Origin of the sequence: Aminobacter sp. HY435 (assembly GCF_027568395.1) — a bacterium.
Lineage (GTDB): Bacteria > Pseudomonadota > Alphaproteobacteria > Rhizobiales > Rhizobiaceae > Aminobacter.
On record NZ_JANKZL010000006.1, the window covers coordinates 369,792 to 393,573 of the forward strand.

25 protein-coding genes are annotated in these 23,782 nt (G+C 63.7%); 4 read left to right on the forward strand and 21 right to left on the reverse strand.

Going from position 1 to position 23,782, the window contains the following annotated elements; all coding sequences use genetic code 11:
• Positions 1-9 precede the first annotated feature (9 nt).
• The 7 genes from PCJ21_RS11155 to PCJ21_RS11185 form a co-directional block, all read right to left on the reverse strand.
• Positions 10-738, reverse strand: coding sequence for an ABC transporter ATP-binding protein (locus PCJ21_RS11155; protein WP_269931466.1), 729 nt, complete (start codon positions 736-738; stop codon positions 10-12).
• A complete protein-coding gene (locus tag PCJ21_RS11160) occupies positions 735-2,465 on the reverse strand; it encodes an ATP-binding cassette domain-containing protein (RefSeq protein ID WP_269931467.1) in 1,731 nt (576 codons plus the stop codon). The genes PCJ21_RS11155 and PCJ21_RS11160 overlap by 4 nt, the downstream gene beginning before the upstream one ends.
• On the reverse strand, positions 2,465-3,853 hold the full coding sequence (gene livM, locus PCJ21_RS11165; RefSeq protein ID WP_269931468.1) for a high-affinity branched-chain amino acid ABC transporter permease LivM: 1,389 nt from the start codon (positions 3,851-3,853) through the stop codon (positions 2,465-2,467). Before livM ends, PCJ21_RS11160 begins: the two co-directional genes overlap by 1 nt.
• Before the next feature lie 4 nt (positions 3,854-3,857).
• Positions 3,858-4,760: a branched-chain amino acid ABC transporter permease gene (locus PCJ21_RS11170; RefSeq protein WP_269931469.1), complete on the reverse strand. Its 903-nt coding sequence runs from the start codon at positions 4,758-4,760 to the stop codon at positions 3,858-3,860.
• Between the two features lie 344 nt (positions 4,761-5,104).
• On the reverse strand, positions 5,105-6,106 hold the full coding sequence (locus PCJ21_RS11175; protein ID WP_269931470.1) for a 4-hydroxyproline epimerase: 1,002 nt from the start codon (positions 6,104-6,106) through the stop codon (positions 5,105-5,107).
• Positions 6,107-6,124: 18 nt separating this feature from the next.
• Positions 6,125-7,378, reverse strand: a complete 1,254-nt coding sequence (locus PCJ21_RS11180; protein ID WP_269931471.1) for an NAD(P)/FAD-dependent oxidoreductase — start codon at positions 7,376-7,378, stop codon at positions 6,125-6,127.
• 127 nt (positions 7,379-7,505) lie between these two features.
• Positions 7,506-8,399, reverse strand: a complete 894-nt coding sequence (locus PCJ21_RS11185) for a dihydrodipicolinate synthase family protein (protein WP_269931472.1) — start codon at positions 8,397-8,399, stop codon at positions 7,506-7,508.
• Between the two features lie 114 nt (positions 8,400-8,513).
• On the opposite strand from PCJ21_RS11185, the gene PCJ21_RS11190 reads away from it, so the two are divergent.
• Positions 8,514-9,161 carry a GntR family transcriptional regulator gene (locus PCJ21_RS11190; protein ID WP_269931473.1) on the forward strand — a complete coding sequence of 216 codons (648 nt, stop codon included), beginning with the start codon at positions 8,514-8,516 and terminating at the stop codon, positions 9,159-9,161.
• Between the two features lie 22 nt (positions 9,162-9,183).
• Here PCJ21_RS11190 and PCJ21_RS11195 read toward each other — a convergent pair whose 3' ends face one another.
• The 3 genes from PCJ21_RS11195 to PCJ21_RS11205 form a co-directional block, all read right to left on the reverse strand.
• On the reverse strand, positions 9,184-9,507 hold the full coding sequence (locus tag PCJ21_RS11195) for a hypothetical protein (RefSeq protein ID WP_269931474.1): 324 nt from the start codon (positions 9,505-9,507) through the stop codon (positions 9,184-9,186).
• Positions 9,508-9,644: 137 nt separating this feature from the next.
• Positions 9,645-9,962, reverse strand: a complete 318-nt coding sequence (locus PCJ21_RS11200) for a hypothetical protein (RefSeq protein ID WP_269931475.1) — start codon at positions 9,960-9,962, stop codon at positions 9,645-9,647.
• Positions 9,963-10,210: 248 nt separating this feature from the next.
• Positions 10,211-11,707, reverse strand: coding sequence for a CoA-acylating methylmalonate-semialdehyde dehydrogenase (locus tag PCJ21_RS11205; protein ID WP_269931476.1), 1,497 nt, complete (start codon positions 11,705-11,707; stop codon positions 10,211-10,213).
• A 200-nt stretch (positions 11,708-11,907) separates the two neighbouring features.
• On the opposite strand from PCJ21_RS11205, the gene PCJ21_RS11210 reads away from it, so the two are divergent.
• Together PCJ21_RS11210 and PCJ21_RS11215 are read left to right on the forward strand one after the other, a co-directional pair.
• A complete protein-coding gene (locus PCJ21_RS11210) occupies positions 11,908-12,789 on the forward strand; it encodes a LysR family transcriptional regulator (RefSeq protein WP_269931477.1) in 882 nt (293 codons plus the stop codon).
• Positions 12,790-12,879: 90 nt separating this feature from the next.
• The gene (locus PCJ21_RS11215) at positions 12,880-13,044 is read left to right on the forward strand and encodes a hypothetical protein (RefSeq protein WP_269931478.1); all 165 of its coding nucleotides are present in this window, start codon (positions 12,880-12,882) and stop codon (positions 13,042-13,044) included.
• Here PCJ21_RS11215 and PCJ21_RS11220 read toward each other — a convergent pair.
• From PCJ21_RS11220 to PCJ21_RS11265, 10 genes are all read right to left on the reverse strand, one after another.
• Positions 13,026-14,282, reverse strand: coding sequence for a D-amino acid dehydrogenase (locus PCJ21_RS11220; RefSeq protein WP_269931479.1), 1,257 nt, complete (start codon positions 14,280-14,282; stop codon positions 13,026-13,028). The genes PCJ21_RS11215 and PCJ21_RS11220 overlap by 19 nt on opposite strands.
• Before the next feature lie 125 nt (positions 14,283-14,407).
• Positions 14,408-14,950 carry a nucleoside-diphosphate kinase gene (locus PCJ21_RS11225; protein WP_269931480.1) on the reverse strand — a complete coding sequence of 181 codons (543 nt, stop codon included), beginning with the start codon at positions 14,948-14,950 and terminating at the stop codon, positions 14,408-14,410.
• Positions 14,951-15,018: 68 nt separating this feature from the next.
• The gene (gene rnk / locus PCJ21_RS11230; protein WP_269931481.1) at positions 15,019-15,447 is read right to left on the reverse strand and encodes a nucleoside diphosphate kinase regulator; all 429 of its coding nucleotides are present in this window, start codon (positions 15,445-15,447) and stop codon (positions 15,019-15,021) included.
• A 331-nt stretch (positions 15,448-15,778) separates the two neighbouring features.
• Positions 15,779-16,294, reverse strand: a complete 516-nt coding sequence (locus PCJ21_RS11235; protein ID WP_269931482.1) for an RNA pyrophosphohydrolase — start codon at positions 16,292-16,294, stop codon at positions 15,779-15,781.
• Between the two features lie 7 nt (positions 16,295-16,301).
• Complete coding sequence (locus PCJ21_RS11240) at positions 16,302-17,474, reverse strand: divergent polysaccharide deacetylase family protein (RefSeq protein WP_442865999.1); 1,173 nt, start codon at positions 17,472-17,474, stop codon at positions 16,302-16,304.
• Between the two features lie 186 nt (positions 17,475-17,660).
• Positions 17,661-18,989 carry a S41 family peptidase gene (locus tag PCJ21_RS11245; RefSeq protein WP_269931483.1) on the reverse strand — a complete coding sequence of 443 codons (1,329 nt, stop codon included), beginning with the start codon at positions 18,987-18,989 and terminating at the stop codon, positions 17,661-17,663.
• A gap of 1 nt (position 18,990) precedes the next feature.
• Positions 18,991-20,310: a murein hydrolase activator EnvC family protein gene (locus PCJ21_RS11250; protein WP_269931484.1), complete on the reverse strand. Its 1,320-nt coding sequence runs from the start codon at positions 20,308-20,310 to the stop codon at positions 18,991-18,993.
• A gap of 121 nt (positions 20,311-20,431) precedes the next feature.
• Positions 20,432-20,914 carry a 23S rRNA (pseudouridine(1915)-N(3))-methyltransferase RlmH gene (gene rlmH, locus PCJ21_RS11255; protein WP_269931485.1) on the reverse strand — a complete coding sequence of 161 codons (483 nt, stop codon included), beginning with the start codon at positions 20,912-20,914 and terminating at the stop codon, positions 20,432-20,434.
• 116 nt (positions 20,915-21,030) lie between these two features.
• Positions 21,031-21,408 (reverse strand): ribosome silencing factor, encoded by a 378-nt coding sequence (gene rsfS, locus PCJ21_RS11260; RefSeq protein WP_269931520.1) that lies wholly within the window; start codon positions 21,406-21,408, stop codon positions 21,031-21,033.
• A 177-nt stretch (positions 21,409-21,585) separates the two neighbouring features.
• Positions 21,586-22,839 (reverse strand): MFS transporter, encoded by a 1,254-nt coding sequence (locus PCJ21_RS11265; RefSeq protein WP_269931486.1) that lies wholly within the window; start codon positions 22,837-22,839, stop codon positions 21,586-21,588.
• A 121-nt stretch (positions 22,840-22,960) separates the two neighbouring features.
• On the opposite strand from PCJ21_RS11265, the gene PCJ21_RS11270 reads away from it, so the two are divergent.
• Complete coding sequence (locus PCJ21_RS11270; protein ID WP_269931487.1) at positions 22,961-23,158, forward strand: hypothetical protein; 198 nt, start codon at positions 22,961-22,963, stop codon at positions 23,156-23,158.
• A gap of 4 nt (positions 23,159-23,162) precedes the next feature.
• Here the strand turns inward: PCJ21_RS11270 and PCJ21_RS11275 are convergent, their stop codons facing one another.
• The gene (locus tag PCJ21_RS11275) at positions 23,163-23,759 is read right to left on the reverse strand and encodes a nicotinate-nucleotide adenylyltransferase (protein ID WP_269931488.1); all 597 of its coding nucleotides are present in this window, start codon (positions 23,757-23,759) and stop codon (positions 23,163-23,165) included.
• Between the last annotated feature and the right edge of the window lie 23 nt (positions 23,760-23,782).

Consider the following 23,782-nt stretch of genomic DNA (forward strand, 5'->3'; position numbering starts at 1 on the left):
TAGGAACTCCTAGTGGCGACCGCCTTCGAGATAGGCGGCGCGAACCTCTGGATCGGCGAGCAGGTCCTTGCCGGAGCCGCTCATCGTGACGACGCCGTTGACCATGACATAGCCGCGTGTGGCGAGCTTGAGCGCGCCGAACGCATTTTGCTCGACCAGGAACACGGTCAGGCCCTGCGTGCGGTTGAGTTCGCGGATGGCGTCGAAAATCTGTTTGACGATCAGCGGCGCAAGGCCCAGCGAAGGCTCGTCGAGCAACAGCAGCTTCGGACGCGCCATCAGCGCGCGGCCGATCGACAGCATCTGCTGTTCGCCGCCCGACAGCGTGCCGCCGCGCTGGTTGATGCGCTCCTTCAGACGCGGGAACAGGGTGAAGACCTTCTCCACGTCCTCGTCGAAATGCTGCAGCTTGTCGAGGCTCGCGCCCATCTGCAGGTTTTCCAGCACCGTCATGCGCGGGAAGATGCGCCGCCCCTCCGGCGACTGCGCGATGCGCAGCCGGGCGATTTCATGCGTCGGCATGTCGGTGATGTCTGTGCCGGCGAAGGTGATGGTGCCGCTGCGCGCCCGGGGCGTGCCGAAGATGGTCATCATCAGGGTCGATTTGCCAGCACCATTGGCTCCGATCAGGGCGACGATCTCGCCCTGGTTGACGGTGACATTGACACCGTTGAGCGCCCGGATGTTGCCGTAGTAAGTCTCGACATTCTTGACGTCGAGCAAGACCTGGTCCGTCACTTGCCACCTCCGCGCTTGGCTTTCGCCGGCTTGGCCGCTTCACGCGCCAGCGCCTTGGCCTGCCCCACCCAGTCTTCCCGTTCGATCCTGCCGTCGAAGGCGAGATACGCCTCCGCCGCGGCAATGTCGGACTTCTTCCACGCCGCAATCTGGTCGAAATGGAAGATGCCGTGATCGTTGAGTTTCTTTTCGTTGACCGGACCGATGCCCTTGATGAGGATCAGCCGGTCGGCGACGCCGCCACGCGGCGCAGCCAGCACGTTGGCGATGGTCTTCGCCGCCGCAGGCGCCTTCGCTGCTTTTGCCACCGCCGGCTTTGCCGGAGCGCTCTTGCTTGCGGCCGGCTTGGCAGCAGCCGGCGCAGGCTTGGCCGCCGGGGCAACCTTAGCTGCGGCAGGCTTCGCCGCTGCGCTCTTGCCGGCAGTCGGCTTTGCCGACGCGGCTGGCTTGGCTGGAGCCTTGGCCACCGGCTTGGGCTCGGCCTTCGCCGCCACGGGCTTTGCCGCAACTGCCGCCTTGGAGACTGTCACGCCCTTCGGCGCAGCGGCCTTTCCAGCCGGCTTTGCAGCAGCCTTGGCCGGAGCCTTGGCGGCTGGCGCAACCGCAGCCTTTGCAGGCTTGGCAGCTGGCGCGGCTGTCTTGGTGGCTGGTGAAGCCATCAGGCCCACGGGCTTTTCGGTTTTCGTCTTGGCCTTGGCCGCTGCCGAACGCGCCTCGACCTGGGCCGCCTTCGACGCTCCCTTGGCGACGCTGACGATCTCGCCATGGTCGACGGGATGGTTGATGGTGTCGCTGACCGGGCCGGCCATCATCGATGCGGACGAGGCTGGGCCATGCGCCGGATCCGGCACGCCTTCCAGTTCCTCGATGACCTGTTCGTCGCCGACCTCGACCAGGACGGTCGCGACCTCTTCGTCGTCGACGCCGAGATAGGCGGCGATGACCTTCGGATCGGTACGAACCGACAGCGGGTCGCCGTCGGAGATCTTGCGACCATATTCGAGGACCACGACATGGTCGGAGATCTGCATGACCACCGACATGTCGTGCTCGATGAGCAGGATCGATGTGCCGGTGTTGTCCTTGATGTCGTTGAGCAGCGTGTTGAGCGCCAGCGACTCCTTGGGATTGAGGCCAGCCGCCGGCTCGTCGAGACAGAGCAGTTCGGGACCTGTGCACATGGCGCGGGCGATCTCGAGCCGCCGTTGGGCGCCGTAGGGCAGATCGCCCGCCGGATCGTCGGCCCGGTCGATGAGCTCGGCCTTCTCAAGCCAGTGCTTGGCCAGTTCGATCGACTCCGCTGACGCGCTACGGTAGCCCCCAAGGCCAAGCAAGCCCAGGATGGTGAAGCCCGAAGCCTTCATCAGCTTGTTGTGCTGTGCCACGAGAAGGTTTTCAAGCAGCGTCATGCCCGAAAACAGCCGGATATTCTGGAAGGTGCGCGCCACCTTGGCCTTGGCGGTGATCTGGAAGTCGGGCATGCGCTCGAGCAGGAATTCCCCGCCGTCACGGCCGTTGAACCGGATCATGCCTTCGGTCGGCTTGTAGAAGCCGGTGATGCAGTTGAAGACCGTGGTCTTGCCCGCGCCGTTGGGGCCGATCAGCGCGGTGATCTCACCGCGCTTGGCCTCGAAGGACAGGTCGCCGATGGCGACCAGGCCGCCGAACTTCATCGACAGATGCTCGACCTGGAGGATCGGCTTGTTCATGGAAACGCTCGCGTTCATCAGCCGTGTCCTTCCTTGGTGAAGGCGCTTGAGACGGCCTTTCGCTTGTGCAGGAAGGCTGTGGGTTCTCGACTGCCGACGAAACCTCGCGGCTTCCACAGCATCACGATCACCATGGCCATGCCGAACAGCAGCATGCGGTACAGTTCAGGCGTGAAGTCCTGTCCGAAGACGTGCTTCAGGAACTCCATTTCGCGCAGGATTTCGGTACCGCCGATCATCAGCGCGGCAGCCACCGCAATGCCGACCAGCGAGCCCATGCCTCCCAGAACCACGATGGCGAGAATGATCGCCGATTCCAGGAACACGAAGGATTCAGGCGAAACAAAACCCTGGCGCGCAGCGAAGAACGAGCCGGCGAAGCCGCCGAACATGGCTCCCGTGGCGAATGCCGTCAGCTTGGTCGTCGTGGTGTTGATACCGAGCGAACGGCAGGCAATTTCGTCCTCGCGCAGCGCTTCCCAGGCGCGGCCCACCGGCATACGGCGCAGGCGGATGGTGACGAAGGCCGTCAGCAGCGCCAGCAGCAGGATCAGGTAGTAGAGGAAGATCTTGTAGTAGGCGCCGGACTGGGCAATGCCGAGCACCTTGGCGATGTAGTTCGGGTCCGAGACATTGAACGACACCAGACCAAAGAAGCTGATCTTGGGGATGCCGGAGATGCCGGCGGCGCCGTTGGTGACTTCGCGCCAGTTGATCAGCACCAGACGGATGATTTCACCAAACGCCAGCGTCACGATCGCCAGATAGTCGCCGCGCAGGCGCAGGACAGGAAAGCCGAGGATGACGCCCCAGAAGGCGGCCATGATGCCGGCGACCGGCAAGAGGATCCAGAACGACCATCCGAGATGCGTTGCAAGCAGGGCATAGGCGTAAGCACCGACCGCGTAGAAGGCGACATAGCCGAGGTCGAGCAGGCCGGCGAGGCCGACGACGATGTTCAGCCCCCAGGCCAGCATCACATAGATCAGGATCTGGATGCCGAAATTGTCGACCCATTTGAGCGAGCCCTGGAAGCCGAACAGCAGCACCATCAGGACCGGGTAGATGAACAGCACCAGGATCGCGATCTTGGAAAAGTTCTTGCGGAAGAAGCCTGCCTCCTCGGCAACCGGCGGCAGCTTGGCCTTTTCGGCGTTGCGGCGGTCGATCATCGGCCGCACGAAGGCGACCATGGTGAAGCGACCGGCCATCACAAGGGCGACGACGATGGCGAGCAGGCCCCAGCGCTGAACCAGGATAAGTTCGTTCGAGATGTTCTGGTCGGTCTTCAGGCCGATGAACAGGAAGAACAGGCCGAAGGAGATGACGCCCGCAAACAGTGCCTCGCGTATGCCGCGCTGGATGGGGCTGGTATCTTCGCGATCGATTTTGGCGATATTGGCCATGATCTCAGACCTTCTCGACTTCAGGCCGGCCAAGGATGCCGGAGGGCAGGAAGATCAGCACGATGGCAAGGATCGAGAAGGCGGCGACGTCCTTGTAGTCGATCGAGAAGTAGGCCGACCACATGCTTTCGATGAAACCGATCATCAGTCCGCCGAGCATCGCCCCGGGCAGCGAGCCGATGCCGCCGAGAACCGCTGCGGTGAACGCCTTGACGCCGGGCACGAAACCGTCGGAGAAGGCGACGACGCCATAGTACATCAGGAACAGCGTGCCGGCGACGGCGGCCAGGGCTGCGCCCATGATGAAGGTGATCGAGATGGTGCGATCGACGTCGATGCCGAGCAGCGCAGCCATCTTGCGGTCCTGCTCGCAGGCACGCTGGGCGCGTCCGAGCGAAGTCTTGTTGACCAGATACCAGAACAGGGCCAGCAGCAGCACCGTAACGATGACGATGATGATCTGCTTCAGCGAAACCGAGATGCCGTTGACGTTGTAGACGGTCGAAACCATCGGCGGGATCGGCTTGTTGCGCGGACCCTGGGTGACCTGGACGAAGTTGGACAGCGCGATCGACATGCCGATCGCCGTAATCAGCGGCGCCAGTCGGAACGACCCTCGCAGCGGCCGGTAGGCGACCTTTTCAATGGTCCAGTTGTAGAGGCTGGTCATCGCCATCGCCACGACCATCATCAGCAACAAGGCGACGACGACAGGCACCGACGTGAACATCGCAGTGAGGATCAAGAACACGATCAGGGCGGCGAAGGCCCCGAGCATGAAGATGTCACCGTGGGCGAAATTGATCATGCCGATGATGCCGTAGACCATCGTATAGCCGATCGCGATCAGGCCATAGATGGACCCAAGCGTCAGCCCGTTGACCATCTGCTGGACAAAATACTGCATATGAAAGCGGCTCCCCTGGAATGTCGCGCAAACGCGCATTCCTATTGATATTTCCCCTAGTCCTAAAGTTTCGAGCCCGGATTGCAACGGGATTTTTCAACCTCGCCGCGCCTTATGGAGCAGCCTTGCGACCGCCGTTGTTTTTGTCTGATCCAGGCTCTGGACCATCGCGAACCTAACATTGGCTCAACGCAATGTCTTTGTCGATTCCGGTCACATTTTGCGCAAATACCGAAGAATTCTGCGTTCGATTGCACAAAAGCAACAGGTTCTTGCGTCTCGCCGTCAATCTCCTCCTAAAGATTGTCTAGACATATTAGCCCTGCAAAACACCTTCCATACGACTAATTGACTACGAAGCCGTGTGCGAACGGATCGCGCTCGTCGATGAAGATCGTGTTCAGCCCGGTCATCCGCGCCCAGCCGCCGATGGAAGGTATGATGGCATTCCTGCCGGCTACCTCGACCTCGCGTTCGACGCGTCCCTTGAACAGCGAACCGATGATCGATTCATGGATGAAGTCCTCGCCAACCTTGAGCTTGCCCTTGCCGTGCAGCTGGGCCATCCGCGCCGAGGTGCCTGTGCCGCAAGGCGAACGGTCGATCGCCTTGTCGCCATAGAATACGGCGTTGCGCGCGCTGGCTTCCGGGTGCTTTGCGACGCCGGTCCACAGCATATGCGACAGACGGTTGATACCGGGGTTCTCGGGATGCACGAACGAATACTTCTCGTTCAGCCGCTGGCGCACGACCGGGCTCCAGGCGATGAAGTCGCCAGCCGAGTAGTCGGCCATGTCGCGGAAGTTCTCCTGCGCCTCCACGATGGCGTAGAAGTTGCCGCCATAGGCTACATCGACGCGGATCTCGCCCAGCCCAGGGCATTCGACGGTCAGCCCCTCGGCATGGAGGAAGGACGGCACGTTGGTGATGCGCACTTCCTCGACATATTCTCCGACCTGCCTGTACTCGGCGATGACCAGCCCAGCCGGCGTATCCAGGCGCAGCACGCCGGGGGTCTTGGGTTTCACCAGACCGTGCTCGATCGCCATCGTCACCGTCCCGATGGTGCCGTGACCGCACATCGGCAGGCAGCCCGAGGTCTCGATGAACAGGATCGCGACATCGCAATCGTCGCGCGTCGGGGGATACAGGATCGAGCCCGACATCACGTCATGCCCGCGCGGCTCGAACATCAGGCCGGTGCGGATCCAGTCGTATTCGGCGAGGAAGTGCGCGCGGCGCTCCATCATCGTCGAACCGTCGAGGCGCGGACCGCCGCCGGCCACCAGCCGCACCGGATTGCCGCAGGTATGACCGTCGATACAGAAGAAGGAATGGCGGGCCATGATGGGTAACACCTTGCGTCAGAAACGTTGGGCGGAAAAGGGGGCGATATCCAGCGGCAGCGGATTGCCGAGCATGCGGTCGCGGATCAGCCGACCGGTCGCCGCCGACTGGGTCAAGCCAAGATGGCCGTGGCCGAAAGCATAGTGGATGTTGGGGTGTTGCTGCGAACCGCCGATGACCGGCAGCGAATCGGGCAGGGACGGACGGAAGCCCATCCATTCGCGTCCACCAGATGGGTCGAGCCCGGGCAGAAACTTCTTCGCTTTCTCGAGCATGGCCCTGGAGCGCGCATAATCGGGCCGGCGTGTGAGGCCGCCAAGCTCGACCGCACCGCCAATGCGCAGGCCGGTCGAAAGCGGCGTAATGACAAAGCCGTGGCCAGGGAAGGTCAATTGCCGCTTGACCTCAAAGGCCGTGACGGGGAGCGTCGTGTTGTAACCGCGCTCTGTCTCGAGCGGGATGATGTCGCCGAGCTGGCGCGTCAGCTTGTGCGACCACGCGCCCGCCGCAATCAGCACCTTTTGCGCAAACAGCGTGCGCCCCTGCTTGAGCTGTATGAGCACACGGCCGTCGACCGGCCGGACGAGAGCGACATCACCCTTGAGGAACCGCGCGCCCATGCCTTCGGCGTGGCGCCAGATCGCTTTGCCGAGATCCTGGGGGTCCGACACGGTCTTCCAGCCGGGGACGAACGTGCCGCGCGTGAAGCGATCGGACAAACCCGGTTGATAGCCGGCAAGCTCGGCCTTGCCGAGATGCCGGCCCGAAATTCCGAAGCGCTCGCGCGCCTCCCAGCTCGGCAGGGCAGCCCGAAACTCGTCGTCGCTCTCGTAGAGTTCGAGCGCCCCATCCTCGCGCAGCATCGAGCCGGTCCCCGAGCGTGCCATCAGCGACGCCCATTCCTGCTCGGCCAGCTTCATCAGCCCGGCCTGCGCCGCAAGACTTGCCTCGTAGTTGGCGGACGAGCCGGCGCGCCAGAACCGATAGAGCCAGGGCAGCAGCCTGGGCAGATAGGCGGGCGGAATGCTGAGCGGACCGAGCGGATCGGCAAGCCATTTCGGCACATTGCCGATCATGCCCTTGTGAGCGAGCGGCAAGACGTCGGAGAACGCAAAGGCGGCGGCGTTGCCCGAGCTCGTCTCCTCGCAGATGCCGGTGCGGTCGATGACGGTGACCTTCTGCCCGACCTCGGCCAGATAGGCAGCCGCAGCGATGCCGACAATGCCGGCGCCGATGATGGCGATGTCGATCTCATCGACCGCTACGCTCATGCCTTGCCCCTCCCCCAGGGCCTTCTTCCCCAGCAGTGTCGCGCGTCCCATTGGACGCGCAAGCGCTGCAAGGCATTCAACTAGCGCATGATCCAGAAAATCGGTTTCGATCCTCGGGATCGTCCACTCAGAAAGACGGCAGCTTGGGCCGAACGGCCAGCGCGTCCTTGATGATCTTTTCCACCGCATTGCGGCGCTCGCCGGACAGCGGCTTGCGCGGCATGCGCACGCGATCGTTGGAGCCGATCGCCAGCACTTCCGCCAGCTTGATGTTCTGGACCAGATAGGTCGACACGTCGAGGTCGAGCAGCGGGCGGAACCAGCGGTAGATCGCCAGCGCCTCTTCGCGGCGGCCCTGCTTCATCAGCTGGTAGATGGCGACCGTCTCGCGCGGGAAGGCGACCACCAGGCCGGCGACCCAGCCAATGGCGCCGACCGAGAGCGCTTCGAAGGCAAGGTTGTCCACGCCGGTGAAGAGATCGTAGCGATTGCCGAGGCGATTGATGATCTCGGTCGAGCGGCGGATGTCGTCGGACGATTCCTTGACCGCCACGAAGCGCTTGTCGGACGCCAGTTCCTCCATCTGGTCGACGGTGACGTCAACGCGGTAGGCGAGCCTGTTGGAATAGATCATGACGGGCAGATCGCCGGCTTCGGCGACCGCGCGCAGGGCAGAGACCGTCTCTTCCGCATTGGTGTGGTAGATCGGGCTCGGCACGACCATCAGACCGGAGGCGCCTTCCTTGGCGGCGCGCTTGGCGATCGCGGCGGCTTCGCGGGTGCCAGCCTCGTTGACAGTGAGCAGCACCGGCTTGCCGCCAGCCACCTTCTGCGCCGTCTTCAGCACTTCGATCTTCTCGTCATGCGACAGCATCGGGCCTTCGCCGAGCGAGCCGGCGACGATCAGGCCATCGCACCCAGCCTCCATCTGCAGCGCAAAGCAACGTTCCATCTCGGCATGATCGAGACGATCTTCCGCGGTGAACTTGGTGGTGACTGCTGGAATGACTCCGGCCCACATGGCGATATCTCCTCTGATATATCAGTGATATATGACGACCAAACCAATGCTGTCAATCCAGATTCAGCTCTGATATATCAAAAATATATCATTGTACTATCAAGCGATTCGGTCATGCAAGCTGAGAAACTGGAACCGGCTGCGACACGCGCCTATCATGAGCTCGAGCGGCTCATCGTGACGCTGGAGCTGGCCCCTGGCACCATCGCCACGGAAGGCTCCCTGATCGACATGCTCGGTCTCGGCCGCACGCCTGTGCGCGAAGCGATCCAGCGCCTGGCCTGGGAAGGTCTGGTCGAGATCCGGCCGCGCGCCGGCCTGGCGATCGCGCCGCTGCACCCCGGCGACTGGCTGCGCGTGCTCGATGCGCGACGCGGTGTCGAGATCGTGCTTGCCCGCTCGGCGGCACGTTTCGTCACCCGCGATGCGGCCAACCAGTTTCACGCTGCGGCCCTGGCGATGCAGAAGGCCGTTCTGGCAGCGGATGTTCTCGGCTTCCTCGCCGCTGACAAGGCGCTTGACGAAGCCCTTGCGCTTGCCGCCGACAACGATTTCGCCGCACGTCTCGCGGCCCCATTGCAAACCCACAGTCGCCGCTTCTGGTTTCGCTACCAGCGCGACACCGGCCTCGCCGCCTCGGCCGAACATCATGTGGCGCTGATCCGCTCGATCCTCGAACATGACGAAGACGGTGCAGCGCAGGAATCCGAGCGGCTGATGTCGATGCTGCGCGCCCACGCCGAAGCCGCCGCGACGCGGTGAGCCGAACCGGGCGCCTGAGCAATCAGTGTCGCTGCGGCCCGGTCTTGTCGGCCAGATCGACCGAACTCTCCCATCCGTCTCCGGCTGCCAGAACGCAGCTCTGCCCCCTGACGTCGGTCATCAGCATCGTCCAGGTGCCGCTGTCGGAGACATAGATCTCTACAATGGTGGTGATGCTGGCCACGCCGTAGCCAAGCCGCCATTCCTGAAAGCCATCGGCAAGTCCGTCGACGATTGCGTCGTGATCGCTGCAGATCACTTGCGCGCCGGTCTCGGTTGACGACAACGCCAGCGCAGCACCCATCCCTACGAGACAGCCTACGCGCAATACGAGCACGAGTGCCATCTGGCACCTCCTTGCCGCATCTGCAGAGAATGATGGTGCGCTCGCAATGCAAGCGACGCAACATGCCACCCGTCATCGATGGACAAATACCAAGACAAAAACGGGCACCGCTGCGCGGCGGAACTGGCGACCGGCAATCAGCGGCCCTGGTCCGAAGCCACGACGTCGAGCGTGCTTTCCCAGCCATCACCGGCGGCCACGATGCAACTCCGCCCCCTGACGTCGGTCATGGTCATCGTCCAGGTGCCGGTCGCCGAAACGAAAACTTCAATGACGGCCGAGTTTCCGACCACGCCATAGCCGATCTGCCTTTCCTGGAAGGCCTCGGCGAGCCGCGCGACCAGATTGTCGTGGGCATCGCAGACAAATTGCGCCTGCGCGGGTGCCGCGGCCAGCACCATCGCAGCGCCAAGCGTGGCCATTCTGATCCATTTGGTCGAGAAATTGCGTGCCATGTGGCACCTCCTTTGCCTTCACGTTCCGGCAAAGGCAGGTCCATGGGCTGCCTCACTGTCCCGGAACGATCCAGGCCGGCTCCGACGTCTTCATCGCGTCGCTCCTTCTGTTTCCGGTCTGTCACAAGAGAGCGTCATCGCGCTCCCTGGATTCGATATGGTGACCCAGACGACAGACGGCAAGGCCTGCAAGCAAACAGCCCGGAAGCGAGTTCCGGGCTGCCTTTCATCACAAAAATTGCGGCTGGTCAGTTCATCGTCGGGATGACGAATTCCGCACCATCCTTGACGCCCGACGGCCAACGCGAGGTGACCGTCTTGGTCTTGGTGTAGAAGCGGAAGGCATCCGGGCCGTGCTGGTTCAGGTCGCCAAAGGACGACGCCTTCCAGCCGCCGAAGGTGTAGTAGGCGATCGGAACCGGAATCGGCACGTTGATACCGACCATGCCGACCTGGACGCGGGAAGCGAAATCGCGCGCCGCGTCGCCGTCGCGGGTGAAGATGGCAACGCCGTTGCCCATCTCGTGGTCGTTGGCGAGCTTGATGGCGTTCTCATAAGTCGGCGCACGCACCACCGAGAGCACCGGGCCGAAGATCTCTTCCTTGTAGATGCGCATGTCTGCCGTCACGTTGTCGAACAGGCAGCCGCCCATGTAGAAACCGTTCTCGTAGCCCTGCATCTTGAAGCCGCGGCCGTCGACGACGAGCTTTGCGCCTTCCTTCACGCCGATGTCGACGTAGCCCTTGATGCGCTCGAGCGCCTCGCGCGTCACCACCGGACCAAAATCGGCCGACGAGTCGGTCGACGGGCCAACCTTCAGGCTTTCAACGCGCGGGACCAGCTTTTCCATCAGGCGTTCGGCAGTCTCATGACCGACCGGAACGGCAACCGAGATCGCCATGCAACGCTCGCCGGCAGAACCGTAGCCGGCGCCGATCAGCGCATCGACGGTCTGGTCCATGTCCGCGTCAGGCATGATGATCATGTGGTTCTTGGCGCCGCCGAAGCACTGCACGCGCTTGCCGTTGGCACAACCACGGCTGTAGATGTACTGCGCGATCGGCGTCGAGCCGACAAAGCCGATGGCCTTGATGTCAGGGTCGTCGAGGATCGCATCGACCACCGTCTTGTCGCCGTTGACGACATTGAGGATGCCTGCCGGCAGACCCGCTTCGAGGAACAGTTCGGCGATGCGCATCGGCACGCCCGGATCGCGCTCCGACGGCTTCAGGATGAAGGCGTTGCCGCAGGCGATCGCCGGAGCGATCTTCCACAGCGGGATCATCGCCGGGAAGTTGAACGGGGTGATGCCGGCGACGACGCCGAGCGGCTGGCGCATCGAGTAGACGTCGATGCCGGGGCCAGCGCCGTCGGTGAACTCGCCCTTCATCATGTGCGGGGCGCCGATGCAGGTCTCGACCACTTCAAGGCCGCGCTGGATGTCGCCCCTGGCGTCGGCAATGGTCTTGCCGTGCTCGCGGGCCAGCAGTTCGGCAAGCGAGTCATATTCCTTGTTGACCAGTTCGAGGAAGCGCATCAGCACGCGCACGCGGCGCTGCGGATTGGTCGCGGCCCACGCAGGCTGTGCGGCCTTGGCGTTTTCGACGGCGGCACGCAGTTCCTGCGCCGAAGCCAGTGCTACCGTTGCACGGACCGAGCCGTCCATCGGCTGAAGAACGTCCTGCTTGCGTCCGCTAGTTCCGGCGACCTGCTTGCCGCCGATGAAATGACCATAGTCGACCATTGCTTCTCTCCCAATTCCTTGTTGGATAATTCATTGTCCTGCTTAACGCGCCCCATTGCAACGCGACGGCAAACGCACCCGTTGTGCAAAAAATAAAGTGCAAAGTCGGATTGAATGCGATTTCACGCATAGTAAGGTGCTGCTGAGACATTGGCCCCGCACTGCATGCGTGAGGGGTCATGTGTCCGCCAGGGGGCCACATGAACTGGGATGACGTCCGCATCTTCCTCGCAGTCGCGCGCACCGGCCAGATTTTGGGTGCGGCACGTCGGCTGGAACTCAACCACGCCACCGTCTCACGCCGCGTCGCAGCACTTGAGGAGGCACTCAAGACAAAGCTCTTCCGGCGGCTGACCACCGGCAGCGAGCTGACGCCGTCAGGCGAGCGCTTCCTGGAAATAGCCGAGCGAATGGAAGCCGACATGCTGACTGCCCGTGCCGAGATATCGGGAGAAGGCGACGAGGTAGCTGGCACCGTGCGCATCGGCGCTCCCGATGGTTTCGGCGTGGCCTTCCTGGCGCAACGGCTGGGCCAGCTGACCGCCCTGCATCCGGATCTCAAGATCCAGCTCGTCCCGGTGCCGCGTACCTTCTCCCTGTCGCGGCGCGAGGCCGACATCGCCATCACCACCGAGCGGCCCCGCGAAGGTCGACTGGTGGCAGCCAAGCTTGTCGACTATTCGCTCGGCCTGTTCGCCTCGCGCGCCTATGCACAGGAGCATGGCTTGCCGGCAGCACGCAGCGACCTGTCCAGTCATCGCCTGATCGGTTACGTCCCCGACCTCGTCGTCAGCCAGTCGCTCGACTATGCAACCGAGTTCAATCCAGCCTGGGACTCCGCCTTCTCGATCTCGTCGGCGCTCGGCCAGGTCGAGGCCGTGCGTTCGGGTGCCGGCATCGGCATCCTGCACACCTTCATTGCCCGCACCATTCCCGAGATCGTCCCGGTTGCCGCGGTCGCTCCGATCCGGCGGGCTTACTGGATTGTCTACCACGAATCCGTCCGGCCGCTTCGCCGCATCCAGACGGTCGCGGGGTTCATCACCAAGGCTGTCGAGCACGAACGCGCCCTGTTCATCTGAAGGCGGTCGAACGAACCTGCGTCGAGAACCGCCGTTGGCTCGAAGGGGGCGTCGCGTCGTCGCGCAGCCGTTGAGTCACGCTCGACGACAATGCGACGCCGGCGCAACGGCGCGGGCGTTTCAGCCGTGCCCGAGCATGCCGAACCGCCGACCTTTCCGACGTGCTTCATCGCCCCTGCCGCCGCGTCGGAAGAAGCGCCGGCATCTGGCTGCGGCGACATCGCCGGCTTCCTGGCTCAGTTCCAGTACCGCTGAGGTCCAAGGCCGCTCGCATCGATCTCCGGCGCACGGCCCGAGATGATGTCGGCCAAGATCTTGCTGGAGCCACAGGCCATCGTCCAGCCAAACATGCCGTGACCCGAATTGACGAAGAGATTGGGAAACCTGGCTCTGCCGACAATCGGCGGACCATCGGGGGTCATCGGCCGCAGCCCGCACCAGAAACGCGCCTCACGAAGATCGCCGGCGCCCGGAAACAGTTCGTCGAGCGCGCGCTCCAGCGGCGGGCGGCACGATTCGTAAAGCGCCACGTCGAAACCTGACATCTCCATCGTACCTCCGATACGGATGCGGTCGCCCAGCCGCGTGATCGCAACCTTGCGGGTCTCGTCGATCACGGTCGAGACCGGTGCCAAGCGTGCATCGGAGATCGGAACCGTCAGCGAATAGCCCTTCAATGGATAGACCGGCAAACGCTGGCTGAGCTTGCGCATGAAGCGCTCGGAATAGCTGCCTGCAGCAACTACGTAAGCATCGGCTTCGACTTTGCCGTCAGTTGCAACGATACGGCGTACCCGGCCACCCCAGTGATCGATGGAAACGACTTTCCTGCCAAACTTGAAGACGACACCTCGTGCCGCGCACAGCTCGGCAAGGCGCTCGGTAAACAACCGGCAATCGCCGGTTTCGTCATCGGGCAAGCGCATGCCGCCGGCAATCTTGTCGCGCAGCGATCCCAGGCCGGGCTCGGCGGCAAGGCAGCCGTCCGCATCCAGGATGTCGTAAGGGATCGAGAAACGGTCAAGCATGCTCGAATCGGCAACTGCCTGGTCAAGCTGCTCCTGGCTCCGAAACAACTGCAGCGTACCCATGCTGCGCTCGTCATAGGAGATGCCGGTCGCCTGTCGCAGCACCCTGAGCAAGTCGCGGCTGTATTCGGCAAGCGCCATCATTTGGGCTTTGTTCGACGCGTAGCGCTCTGCCGTGCAATTGCGCAACGTCCTGGCCATCCATAGCCAGTACTTCGGATCGAACTTCGGCCTGAAGACCAGTGGGCTGTCCCTGGCCACCAACCATTTGAGCGCCCTGAGCGGCATCCCCGGAGCGGCCAGCGGCGCGGCATGGCCGGAGGAAATCTCGCCGGCATTGGCATAGCTCGCCTCCTGCGCCGGACCGCTCTGGCGATCGTAGACCACCACCTCATGCCCGGCTTCGGCGAGATAATAGGCAGTCGTGACCCCGATCACCCCGCCGCCTATGACCACTACCCGCATTGTTCCCCTCTCGGTGGCGCACCCTGGAGCGGCGTGCGTCCGAATGGACGCACAAAGGACGCTCCACTTACTGAGTTGGCGCATCGTGCTTTCCGAAAATCGGGTCCGATTTTCGGGCCGATGCGCTAGGCCGCCGAAGGCCCCGGATCATCGCCATTGCCCGAGATGTGCCGGATTTTCGTGCTCGCGCCAAGTGGCTTCGGGTCGTCGGCGCTGAACACCAGCACAGGGAAGCGGCGTTGAGCCGTTTCATTGACGTCCGGCACCGACGAAATGCCCGGGCGGGTCGCTTCCGGCTGGTAGAGGATGTTGTCGACACGAACGGTCTCGGTCGCACCTCGGCCGCCTTCGACCGATATCGACTGACCTTTCCGCAACCCGAGCAGCGCCAATCCGCGCGGAACTGTGATCGGAATGGTCTGTCCGACCATGCCGTCCACCGCCCCCTGCGTAACAACCCGCGTATGCGGCGCGCCTCCGTCGACACTGAACACCACCCGGCTGTTCAGTGTGACCACGTCGGGGTCGGCCTCGTTCGAGAACACAACCTGCGCCGTTGCAAGTTTGCGCCGCAACAGCGCGACAAGCGGGCCTCCGGACCAGGCCAACCGGTCAAGCATGGTCCGGACGATGGCGAAATCCTTGGTCGTCAACTGACATTCGGTCATGGCTTGTCTCCACGGACGCGGGCTGCGGCCCGGCGTGCGCACAGTTCCAAAGTTGGCAAGGCGAACCTTCAGTTGACGCCGTCGAGCGGCGCCTCGACAGCGACGATCTCGATTTCAAGACGGCGGCCGGCGCGCGAGGTCCACGCCACTGACTGGCCTTCGCGCAGGCCGATCAGGGCAGCGCCCACTGGTGTCAGGATCGAGACCTTGCCTTCGGCAATGTCAGCCTTTCCGGGATAGACAAGCGTCACTATCTTGACCTCGCCGTCGTCGCCACGAAACGTCACCTTGGACCCCATCCGGATGACATTGGCCGGGATGCGGCCCAGCGGCTTGATCTTGGCGCGCTCCATTTCGGAGAGCAGTTCCTCGGCGATTTCCGGCAGGCGGTCGAGGCTGGACTCGGCAAGGCCGGTCAGCCTGGCATGATCGCTCTCGCTCAGCACGATGTCGTGCTCGCGGCGTTGCTTGATGTTCTGGCGCAATGGAAGCCTCATAAGTTCTCGTCCGGCCGCCGCATCGATGGCGCGCGTCCGGTCGCCCGCTGCAAGCGGACGTGGTCAAAATTCAAGCCGAACCGCGACGCGGCTCGGTACTGATGATTTCATGCGTTGGAGTGTGCGCCCCCAGGGCTCGGAAGTCGCATGGCGACCGAGCCGGGGCTAAGATCCCGCGATGGGGCAGACCCGAAACAGGGCAAAGCTGCCGATGTGAGCGAAATTGCACATCGCCCAAGGGTTGCCGACCCGGCCTGCAATGTCAAGGCCGGGCAGAGGAGACAGGCTATCTATTTGTTCTCGATGGTTTTTCAGCGTCAGAAATGAGCCGTCAGGCGAGATGCCTGAACGCAGCGACAACCTGATCATAGACAGGCCGCTTGAACGGAACGATCAGTTCCGGCAGTTCCGGCATCGGCTTCCACGCCCAGTTGCTGAACTCCGCCGAGTGGCCGCCGGGCGGCGGGTTGATGGCGATTTCGTCCTCGCTGCCTTCGAAGCGGAAGGCGAACCATTTCTGTGTCTGGCCGCGATACTTGCCCTTGAGCGCGATGCCGATCAGATGTTCCGGGAGGTCGTAATTGATCCACTGCGGCGCCTCGGCCAGCAGAGAGACGCTGCGCATGCCGGTCTCCTCGTAGAGTTCGCGCAAGGCCGCCGGCAACGGATCCTCGCCCTTGTCGATGCCGCCCTGCGGCATCTGCCAAAGCCGGTCGGTATTCGACAGCTCGCTGTCCGGCTCGGCAATGCGCCGGCCGGCCCACACCAGGCCGGCGGCATTCAGCACCATGATCCCGACGCAGGGCCGATAGGGCAGATCCTGAGGCGCAACCTTGTTTTTCGACATGCTTTTCCTACCCTCGCTCCGGATCGCTCGCGACCGCCGAGATCGGCACGATCTCGATGCCGCGCTTGCGCGCTTCGCCTGCCCAGGACGCCACCGCATCGACAGTCACGTCAAAGGCGTTGCCGGTGCCGATGGCAAATCCCTTGGCGCGCGCCGTCCGCTCCAGTTCGTCCAGCTTGTTCAATATCGCGCTGCGCTCCTGGACAGCATCGATGATCGCATCGCCCGCCGCGAAAGGCACCGCGTTCTTCAGCGCGAACTCGGGAGCCAGGCTGCGCGCCGTCGAGCCGTCGTCGACATAGCCTATGCCGCGCTTGCCAAGCTCGGCCATCATCGCTTCCATCGCTTCCGGCGACGTCGAGAACCGCGCGCCCATGTAATTCATCACGGCAGTGTAGTTGGTGGTGCGCGACAGCGCCCAACGCAGGTTCTTGAGGTTCTCGTCGGCGCTTGCATCGACAGTCAATGTATTGCGGCCGGGATTGACGTTGGGGAAGTCGAAGGGCTCGAGCGGCACCTGCATGACGATCTCGTGGCCCTCGCGCCGTGCTTCCTGCATCCACCGGCCGATGCTGTTGCCCTGCGGTGCGAAGCCAAGCGTGATCTCCGGCGGCAGCCTGCCTATCGCCTGCTGCGTCCCGGTCTGCGACAGCCCCAGCCCGCCAATCACGATTGCCACGCGCGCGCCGCGTGCACCCGACCAGGCGCGGGCATAGACGTCGAACGGCCGCCGGCCGTCCGCTGCGCGGACCGGCAGCGGCCCGCTGGCGCTGTCTTCGATCAGCGCCCTGTCGGGGAGATGCGCGATGCGTTCGTTCTGGCTGACTGCTGATGGATCCCTGATGACGATGGCGCCGCTGTCGCCGGCCTGCGGATTGACCTTGATGATCGTCGGCCCACCATTGGAAGCTGGCGCCTTGTGCTGCGCTGCAGCCGGCGCGGCCGCAGGCACCGCCGGCTGGACCTCGGCAACCACTTCCGGCACGCGAAACGGCTTGTCGCGCCAGGCGATGCCGGCGGAGACCGCAACAACTGCGAGGACCCCGACGCTCGCCGCAACCGTGCCCTTGCGCAGCCATGGCGTCCGCGCAGCCGCCGGACGGCGCTTCGGCGCCTGTCCAAGAGGACGGTCGATTTCCTTGTCGATCTGCACCACGCCGTGCCCTGTGGCCTGGCGCATCGGCCCGAAAACCGGAAACGATTCTCGGAAAGCTCGATGCACGAATTCAAAAACTTAGAGCGTCCCTTGCGCGTCCGAACAGACGCCCGGCGCTCTACGCCTGCCCCGAATCAGACTGCCGGAACCTTGCGGTCCCGGCAGCATTGCATTGCCTCGTCGTGCAGGCCAGCTTTTCGCTGGCCGCCATTACTGCTGGTTCATCACGGCCTTGTCGGGATTCGGCGGGAAAGCCGGATCCGTCTTCTGGCCGCGGAGCAGTTCCAGCGCATATTGCAGTTGCAGGTCGTCCTTGGCTTCCGGCGGAACATAGGCTGCAGAGCCCGAGCCCTGGTCGCTCTCTTCGGCACCCTTGATGTGACCCTTGAGTTCCGACTCGCCACGGGTCACGTCGCGACCCTGCATGTCTTCCGGCAGCGGCTGGTCGACCTTGATATCGGGCGTGATGCCCTTGCCCTGGATCGATTTGCCCGACGGCGTGTAATACAGCGCCGTCGTCAGCCTGAGCGCGCCGTTCTCGGCCAGCGGGATGATCGTCTGCACCGATCCCTTGCCGAAGGACTGCGTGCCAACCACCGTGGCGCGGCGCAGGTCCTGCAGCGCGCCGGCGACGATTTCAGACGCGCTCGCCGAGCCGCCATTGATCAGCACGATCAGCGGCTTGCCGTCGATGTCATCGCCCGCGCGCGAGTCGAACCGGGTGATGTCCTTCGGATCGCGGCCGCGGGTCGAAACGATCTCGCCACGGTCGAGGAAGGTGTCGGAGACGCTGACCGCCTGGTCGAGCAGGCCGCCCGGATTGAGGCGGAGGTCGAGAACGTAGCCCTTGAGCTTGTCGTCGGGCACCTGCTTCTTGATGTCGGCAATCGCCTTCTGCAGATCGTCGAAGGTTTTCTCGGTGAACGAGGTGATCTTCATGTAGCCGACGTCGTTTTCGACCCGGTACTTGACCGCCTTCACCTTGATGATGTCGCGCATGATCGACAGCTCGATCGGCTTGTCCGCGCCCTGGCGCAGGATCGTCAGCTTGATCGGTGTGTTGACCAGGCCGCGCATCTTCTCGACGGCGTCGTTCAGCGTCAGGCCGCGAACCTCTTCGCCATCGATCTTGGAGATGTAGTCACCGGCCAGCACACCGGCCTTGGACGCCGGCGTATCGTCGATCGGCGTGATCACCTTGACCAGCTCGTTCTCCATCGTCACCTCGATGCCGAGGCCGCCGAACTCGCCCTTGGTCTGGACGCGCATGTCCTTGGCGGCTTCAGCGTTGAGATAGGAGGAGTGCGGATCGAGTGAGGTCAGCATGCCATTGATGGCATTCTCAATCAGCGACTTCTCGTCCGGCGGGGTCACATACTGGCCACGCACCCGTTCGAAGATATCGCCGAAGATGGCGAGCTGGCGATAGGTTTCGGAACCTGCCGCATTGGCCGCAGTGCCGGCCGCTCCATAGACCACGCTCATTGCCGTGGCCCCCATCAGCGCTCCGGCAAGCAGAAGCGACAGTTTACGCATCATTTCATGTCCTTCCAGAGGTGCGGTCCGCCCACCATGGGGCCGGATCGACGGGTTTTCCATCTTTTCGGAACTCGACATAGAGCTCCGGCGTCGCATTTGCATTGTCAGAGGCTGAGGTGCTCGCCACCCTCGCCTCTCCCATCGCACCGATCGGTTCGCCTGCTAGTACGGACTGACCCGGCGCGACGCTGATTCTGCTCATCCCCGCCAAGACGACATGATAGCCGTCGCCGGCATTGAGGATCAAGAGTTGACCATAGGAGCGGAAAGGCCCCGCATAAAGAACGCTTCCATCCGCCGGAGCGGTTACGATGGCTCCCGATTGTGTCGCAACCATGTCCCCAAGCATGGTTCCGCCGATCCCGTCATCGGCGCCAAAGCGGCGTTTGATGCGCCCGGCGACGGGCAGCGAAACTTGCCCCTGAAGCACCGAAAACGGAGCAGAAGCAATCAGTTGGTTGGCCTCCGGAACGACCGCGACGATCGGTTCGTTGGCCGCTTTTGCCGCCGCCTCTGCGGCTTTTCTGGCGGCTTCCGCATCGGCGGCTTTCCGGGCTGCCTGCTTGTCCAGCGAGGCGATCAAATCTTTGAGACTTTCCGCCCTGGCGGCCAGTTCGGCCGCATTTTTGGTCTCGTCGGCCAGCGCGACTTCGGATTCCGAGCGCAGCCGGCCCTTGGCCTCGAGCAGCAGGTTGAGCCGTTCCTTCTCTCCCGCCTGGGCGGTCATCGCCGTGGCCAGCCGGTCGCGTTCGGCCTCGATCGAGGCAACGATCCGCGACAATTCCTTGAGATCGGCCATCAGGATCTCGGTTTCCGAACGCAGTTCCGGCACCACGGCGCCGAGCAGGATGGCGCTGCGCACCGACGACAGCGCATCTTCCGGCTTGACCAGGATCGCCGGCGGCGGATTGAGCCCCATGCGCTGCAGCGCGCCCAGCACCTCGGCCAGAACCGCCTTGCGCATGTTGAGCGAGGTGCGGATGCCCGCCTCCTGCTCCTTCAGCCCCTCGAGCTTGGCGGCGATGTCCTCGATGTCCTGTCCGAGCTTGCGTTCGGTCTTGGCGGACTGGATCAGGGCTGCGGTGATGGAGGCGTGATCCTTCTTCACCTGCGCGATTTCCGCGACCAGCTTTTCGCGCCGCTCGGCCGAAACCTTGATGTCGCGGGCAACGCTTTCGAGCTCCGAACGAGTCCGCTCGGGGTCTGCAGCAGGCACTGGATCCTGGGCCGCGGCAGCGCCGCAGGCGAGCGCAAGCAGCCCCGCCGCAGCAACGCCACGGCATGGCCGAAGCCACGCCCCCAGGGGAAATTTCCGCGCCATCAGATGATCCGGTTGTAGGCTTGCGATTCTAGCGGCGGCATCGTTAACGAACCATCAACCATGCCGGTCCGGTACGGCCGTTCGGGAGACTTGACCAGCCATTTTGTCGAATTCCGGGCGTTCACGCGCGATGATAGGGATGCCCTGAAAGAATGGTCGCCGCGCGATACAGCTGCTCGCCGAGCATGATCCGCACCATCTGGTGCGGCCAGGTGGCGGCGCCGAACGAAATCAGCAGGTTGGCTTCGTTGCGCAGGGCCTCGTCATGACCGTCCGGACCGCCGATGGCGAGCATCAGGCCGCGCTGGCCACCATCGCGCAGGGTGGCGATCTTGTCGGCGAATTGTTGTGAGGACAGGTTCTTGCCACGCTCGTCGAGCAGGATGAGCGCCGTGCCCGGCGCCATCTGGCCGCGCAGCTTGTCGGCCTCCTCGCGGCGCCGCTCGTCGACGTCGCGCCCGCGGCTCTCGGCAATCTCGGTGACGCCGGAAAAATCGAAGCCAAGTGCCCCGCCGCTCTTCGAGAACCGATCGAGATAGCGGTCCGCAAGTTCCTTCTCGGGGCCGGCTTTCATACGGCCCACGGCATGTATCGCTACCTTCATCCCCGACGTCTAGCGCATCGACCGGAAAATCGGAATCGAATTTCCGTTGATGCGTCGACCCGGTTCAGGCTGCTGGAACGTCCCCGCGCGCCCGGCGGACGTGCGGAGCGCCAGCATCAGTGAACCGTTTCCTCCTCGAGATCCGGGGCCTGCCACATCTTCTCGATGTTGTAGAACTCACGGATTTCGGGCCGGAAGATATGGACGATGATATCGCCTGAATCGATGAGCACCCAGTCGGCACCCGACAGCCCCTCGACGCGGGCATTGCCGAGACCGGCATCCTTGAGCGCCTTGAGGAGGTGGTCGGCCACCGCCGCGACATGACGGTGCGACCGGCCCGAGGCAACGACCATGTAGTCGCCCAGGCTCGATTTGCCCTGAATGTCGATGGAGACGATTTCTTCGGCCTTGGAGTCTTCCAGACTGGCAAGGACTGTCTTGATGGCACGGGCAACGGCGTCGAATTCGCCTATCCCGGCCGGCGAAGGCAGGATTTCCGCCTTCTTCCGAAGTGCTGTTCTCAGTGTCTTCCCTTTCCGACAGCAACAACCAAATCACCGTGGACTCACGATGACACCATTTAGATAGGCAGAGTTGGGCAACAGTTTCAAGACAAAGGCTTGAGATCGTGGACCGCCGGCCTCCCGAAGCGTCCGGCGAAAGTGCCGTCAGGGCTCCAGGCTGGGCGGGACCTGCGCCGCCATCGGCGCAAAACTGCCGGCGTCGCTGGCCGGCACTGCCCGGCTGATGCGCAGCCGCCAGAGTACGAAAACGGTGTAGGCGGCGGCAATGGCGATCGCCACATACATGAACGCGTGGGTTCCATGGACGGCGGTCAGGATGGTTCCGAGCCCAGGTACGACGAAGCCGGACAGCGACCAGGCAAACAGCATGCTGCTCGACAGCGCCACGAGGTCGTCCTTGCTGGCGCGGTCCGACGCATGGGCGTTGGCCAGCGAATAGATCGACTCGCTGGCTCCGCTCCAGACGATGTAGATGCAGACCATCAGCGCAAGCGTGCTGCCGTCGAACCGGCTTGCCGCAACGCCCGCGATCACCACCAGGAGGCTTGCCACCACAAGGACATAGCGCCGGTCGGTGCGGTCGGAAATCCAGCCGAACGGGATCTGGAACAGCAAGGTGCCGAGCGGCATGGCAAACAACAGCGTCGCCACCTGCTGCTGGCTCAGGCCGATAGCTGTGGCATGGATCGGCGCAAAGCCGGCGATCATCATCGACAGGCCGCCGACCGCCAGCATACCGGCGACGCCGACAGGCGAAATGCGCCAGGCGCGCGCCAACGCCACCGACGCGGCCTGCGGCGCCGGTGGCTGGCGCAACCGGGTCAGCCCCACCGGCAGGATCGAGATGGCGCTGAAGACGATGCCCAGCAGCGGCGCCTGCGCGCTGCCGAGATCGACAAGGCCAAGCAGGAACGACCCGACGCCGAGACCCACGACATAGGACACGTAGAAGATCGCCATGACGCGGCCGCGGATGCTGTTGCCGACGGCATCGTTGAGCCAACTCTGCGAGACAATGAACAGGCCGCAGATCGAAAAGCCGTAGAGCACGCGCGATGCGATCCACAGGACAGGCAACACGCCCGCCCCGATCGTCGCGTTGGACAGCACGATCAGAGCCGAGAACACCATGTAGGCGCGGGCATGGCCGACGCGGCGCACCAGCGAGCCGGTGAGCAGGCAGCCGGCAAGCCCGCCGGCGGAAAGCCCGGTCAGGATCGTCCCGGCCCATGTCGGCGCATAGCCGGCAGCGCCCAGGCTGACCGGAATGTAGGCGAACATCAACCCGTTGCCGATCGCCACGAGCGCCATCGCGACGATGACGCCGGCGACCGCGATTGCGGGCTGGTGCGCCTCGCCCTGATCTTCCGCTGGTTGGTGGCCGGCCTGATGTTGCATGGCGTCAGCTTCGCCGGCCTTTCTGGCCTGCGAAGCTGCAAATGCGACATTTGCAGCACTGGCCTTGCCAAATCGTCGGGCTGGCTCAAGCCGCAGGGCGATTTTGGCCCGGCGACTATTCATGCAAAAGGCCTCCCGACAGCATCGCCATCAAGTGACGCTGCGGCGCCTGGTGCATAACGCCCGCGTCTCATGCCTGGAAAGCCCCAAGACCCCGGTACAGAAAGTCATCTGGTTCGTCGCAAGCCACTTCGCCCGTGACATCGATCTCGGCGAGGCGGCAAATGTGCTGGCCAAGGGCGCGCCAGGCGCAGGGTAGGCGCTCAGGACTTGTGCTTCGCCGTGCCGTTGCGCAAAGCCGTCGACGACAGCAGCGAGCGCGGTCCGTGGATGAAGGTCCAGGCCGGGGCCTTCATCCGCGCCAGGCGCGGCGCGTCGCCCTCGTCGACGCGGGCATGGTCGAAGGTCTTGGCGACCACCGACGACAGGAACGACAGCGTTGCGCCCGGCCGGTCGATGACAGCGATGGGGAAGGTCGTGACGATCTGGCGCCAGCGCTGCCAGTGGTGGAAATCGCGCAGATTGTCGGCGCCCATGATCCAGACGAAATCGACGCCCGGGTTGCGCGCCTTGATCAGCGAAAGCGTGTCGGCGGTGTAGCGCACATTGTGGCTCGCCTCGAAGGCGGTCACCTTGATGCGCGGATCCCTGGCGATCTGCTCCGACAGCTCGATGCGCCTGGCGAGCGGCGCGAGCTCGCGTGTGCTTTTCAGCGGATTGCCGGGCGTGACCATCCACCACAGCTGGTCGAGTTGCAGGCGGCGCATGGCAATCTCGGCAACCAGGCCATGGCCGGCATGCGGCGGATTGAACGACCCGCCGAACAACCCGACCTGCATGCCCTTCATCGCATGCGGCATGCGCAGGTATTGCGCAGCTACAC

Coding starts and splice junctions, on each gene's coding strand:
- PCJ21_RS11160 (WP_269931467.1), bottom strand. CDS start 2,465: ATGAACGCGAGCGTTTCCATGAACAAGCCGATCCTCCAGGTCGAGCAT.
- livM (WP_269931468.1), bottom strand. CDS start 3,853: ATGGCCAATATCGCCAAAATCGATCGCGAAGATACCAGCCCCATCCAG.
- PCJ21_RS11170 (WP_269931469.1), bottom strand. CDS start 4,760: ATGCAGTATTTTGTCCAGCAGATGGTCAACGGGCTGACGCTTGGGTCC.
- PCJ21_RS11175 (WP_269931470.1), bottom strand. CDS start 6,106: ATGGCCCGCCATTCCTTCTTCTGTATCGACGGTCATACCTGCGGCAAT.
- PCJ21_RS11180 (WP_269931471.1), bottom strand. CDS start 7,378: ATGAGCGTAGCGGTCGATGAGATCGACATCGCCATCATCGGCGCCGGC.
- PCJ21_RS11185 (WP_269931472.1), bottom strand. CDS start 8,399: ATGTGGGCCGGAGTCATTCCAGCAGTCACCACCAAGTTCACCGCGGAA.
- PCJ21_RS11190 (WP_269931473.1), top strand. CDS start 8,514: ATGCAAGCTGAGAAACTGGAACCGGCTGCGACACGCGCCTATCATGAG.
- PCJ21_RS11195 (WP_269931474.1), bottom strand. CDS start 9,507: ATGGCACTCGTGCTCGTATTGCGCGTAGGCTGTCTCGTAGGGATGGGT.
- PCJ21_RS11200 (WP_269931475.1), bottom strand. CDS start 9,962: ATGGCACGCAATTTCTCGACCAAATGGATCAGAATGGCCACGCTTGGC.
- PCJ21_RS11205 (WP_269931476.1), bottom strand. CDS start 11,707: ATGGTCGACTATGGTCATTTCATCGGCGGCAAGCAGGTCGCCGGAACT.
- PCJ21_RS11210 (WP_269931477.1), top strand. CDS start 11,908: ATGAACTGGGATGACGTCCGCATCTTCCTCGCAGTCGCGCGCACCGGC.
- PCJ21_RS11215 (WP_269931478.1), top strand. CDS start 12,880: ATGCGACGCCGGCGCAACGGCGCGGGCGTTTCAGCCGTGCCCGAGCAT.
- PCJ21_RS11220 (WP_269931479.1), bottom strand. CDS start 14,282: ATGCGGGTAGTGGTCATAGGCGGCGGGGTGATCGGGGTCACGACTGCC.
- PCJ21_RS11225 (WP_269931480.1), bottom strand. CDS start 14,950: ATGACCGAATGTCAGTTGACGACCAAGGATTTCGCCATCGTCCGGACC.
- rnk (WP_269931481.1), bottom strand. CDS start 15,447: ATGAGGCTTCCATTGCGCCAGAACATCAAGCAACGCCGCGAGCACGAC.
- PCJ21_RS11235 (WP_269931482.1), bottom strand. CDS start 16,294: ATGTCGAAAAACAAGGTTGCGCCTCAGGATCTGCCCTATCGGCCCTGC.
- PCJ21_RS11240 (WP_442865999.1), bottom strand. CDS start 17,474: ATGCGCCAGGCCACAGGGCACGGCGTGGTGCAGATCGACAAGGAAATC.
- PCJ21_RS11245 (WP_269931483.1), bottom strand. CDS start 18,989: ATGATGCGTAAACTGTCGCTTCTGCTTGCCGGAGCGCTGATGGGGGCC.
- PCJ21_RS11250 (WP_269931484.1), bottom strand. CDS start 20,310: ATGGCGCGGAAATTTCCCCTGGGGGCGTGGCTTCGGCCATGCCGTGGC.
- rlmH (WP_269931485.1), bottom strand. CDS start 20,914: ATGAAGGTAGCGATACATGCCGTGGGCCGTATGAAAGCCGGCCCCGAG.
- PCJ21_RS11265 (WP_269931486.1), bottom strand. CDS start 22,839: ATGCAACATCAGGCCGGCCACCAACCAGCGGAAGATCAGGGCGAGGCG.
- PCJ21_RS11270 (WP_269931487.1), top strand. CDS start 22,961: ATGCAAAAGGCCTCCCGACAGCATCGCCATCAAGTGACGCTGCGGCGC.
- PCJ21_RS11275 (WP_269931488.1), bottom strand. CDS start 23,759: ATGCCGCATGCGATGAAGGGCATGCAGGTCGGGTTGTTCGGCGGGTCG.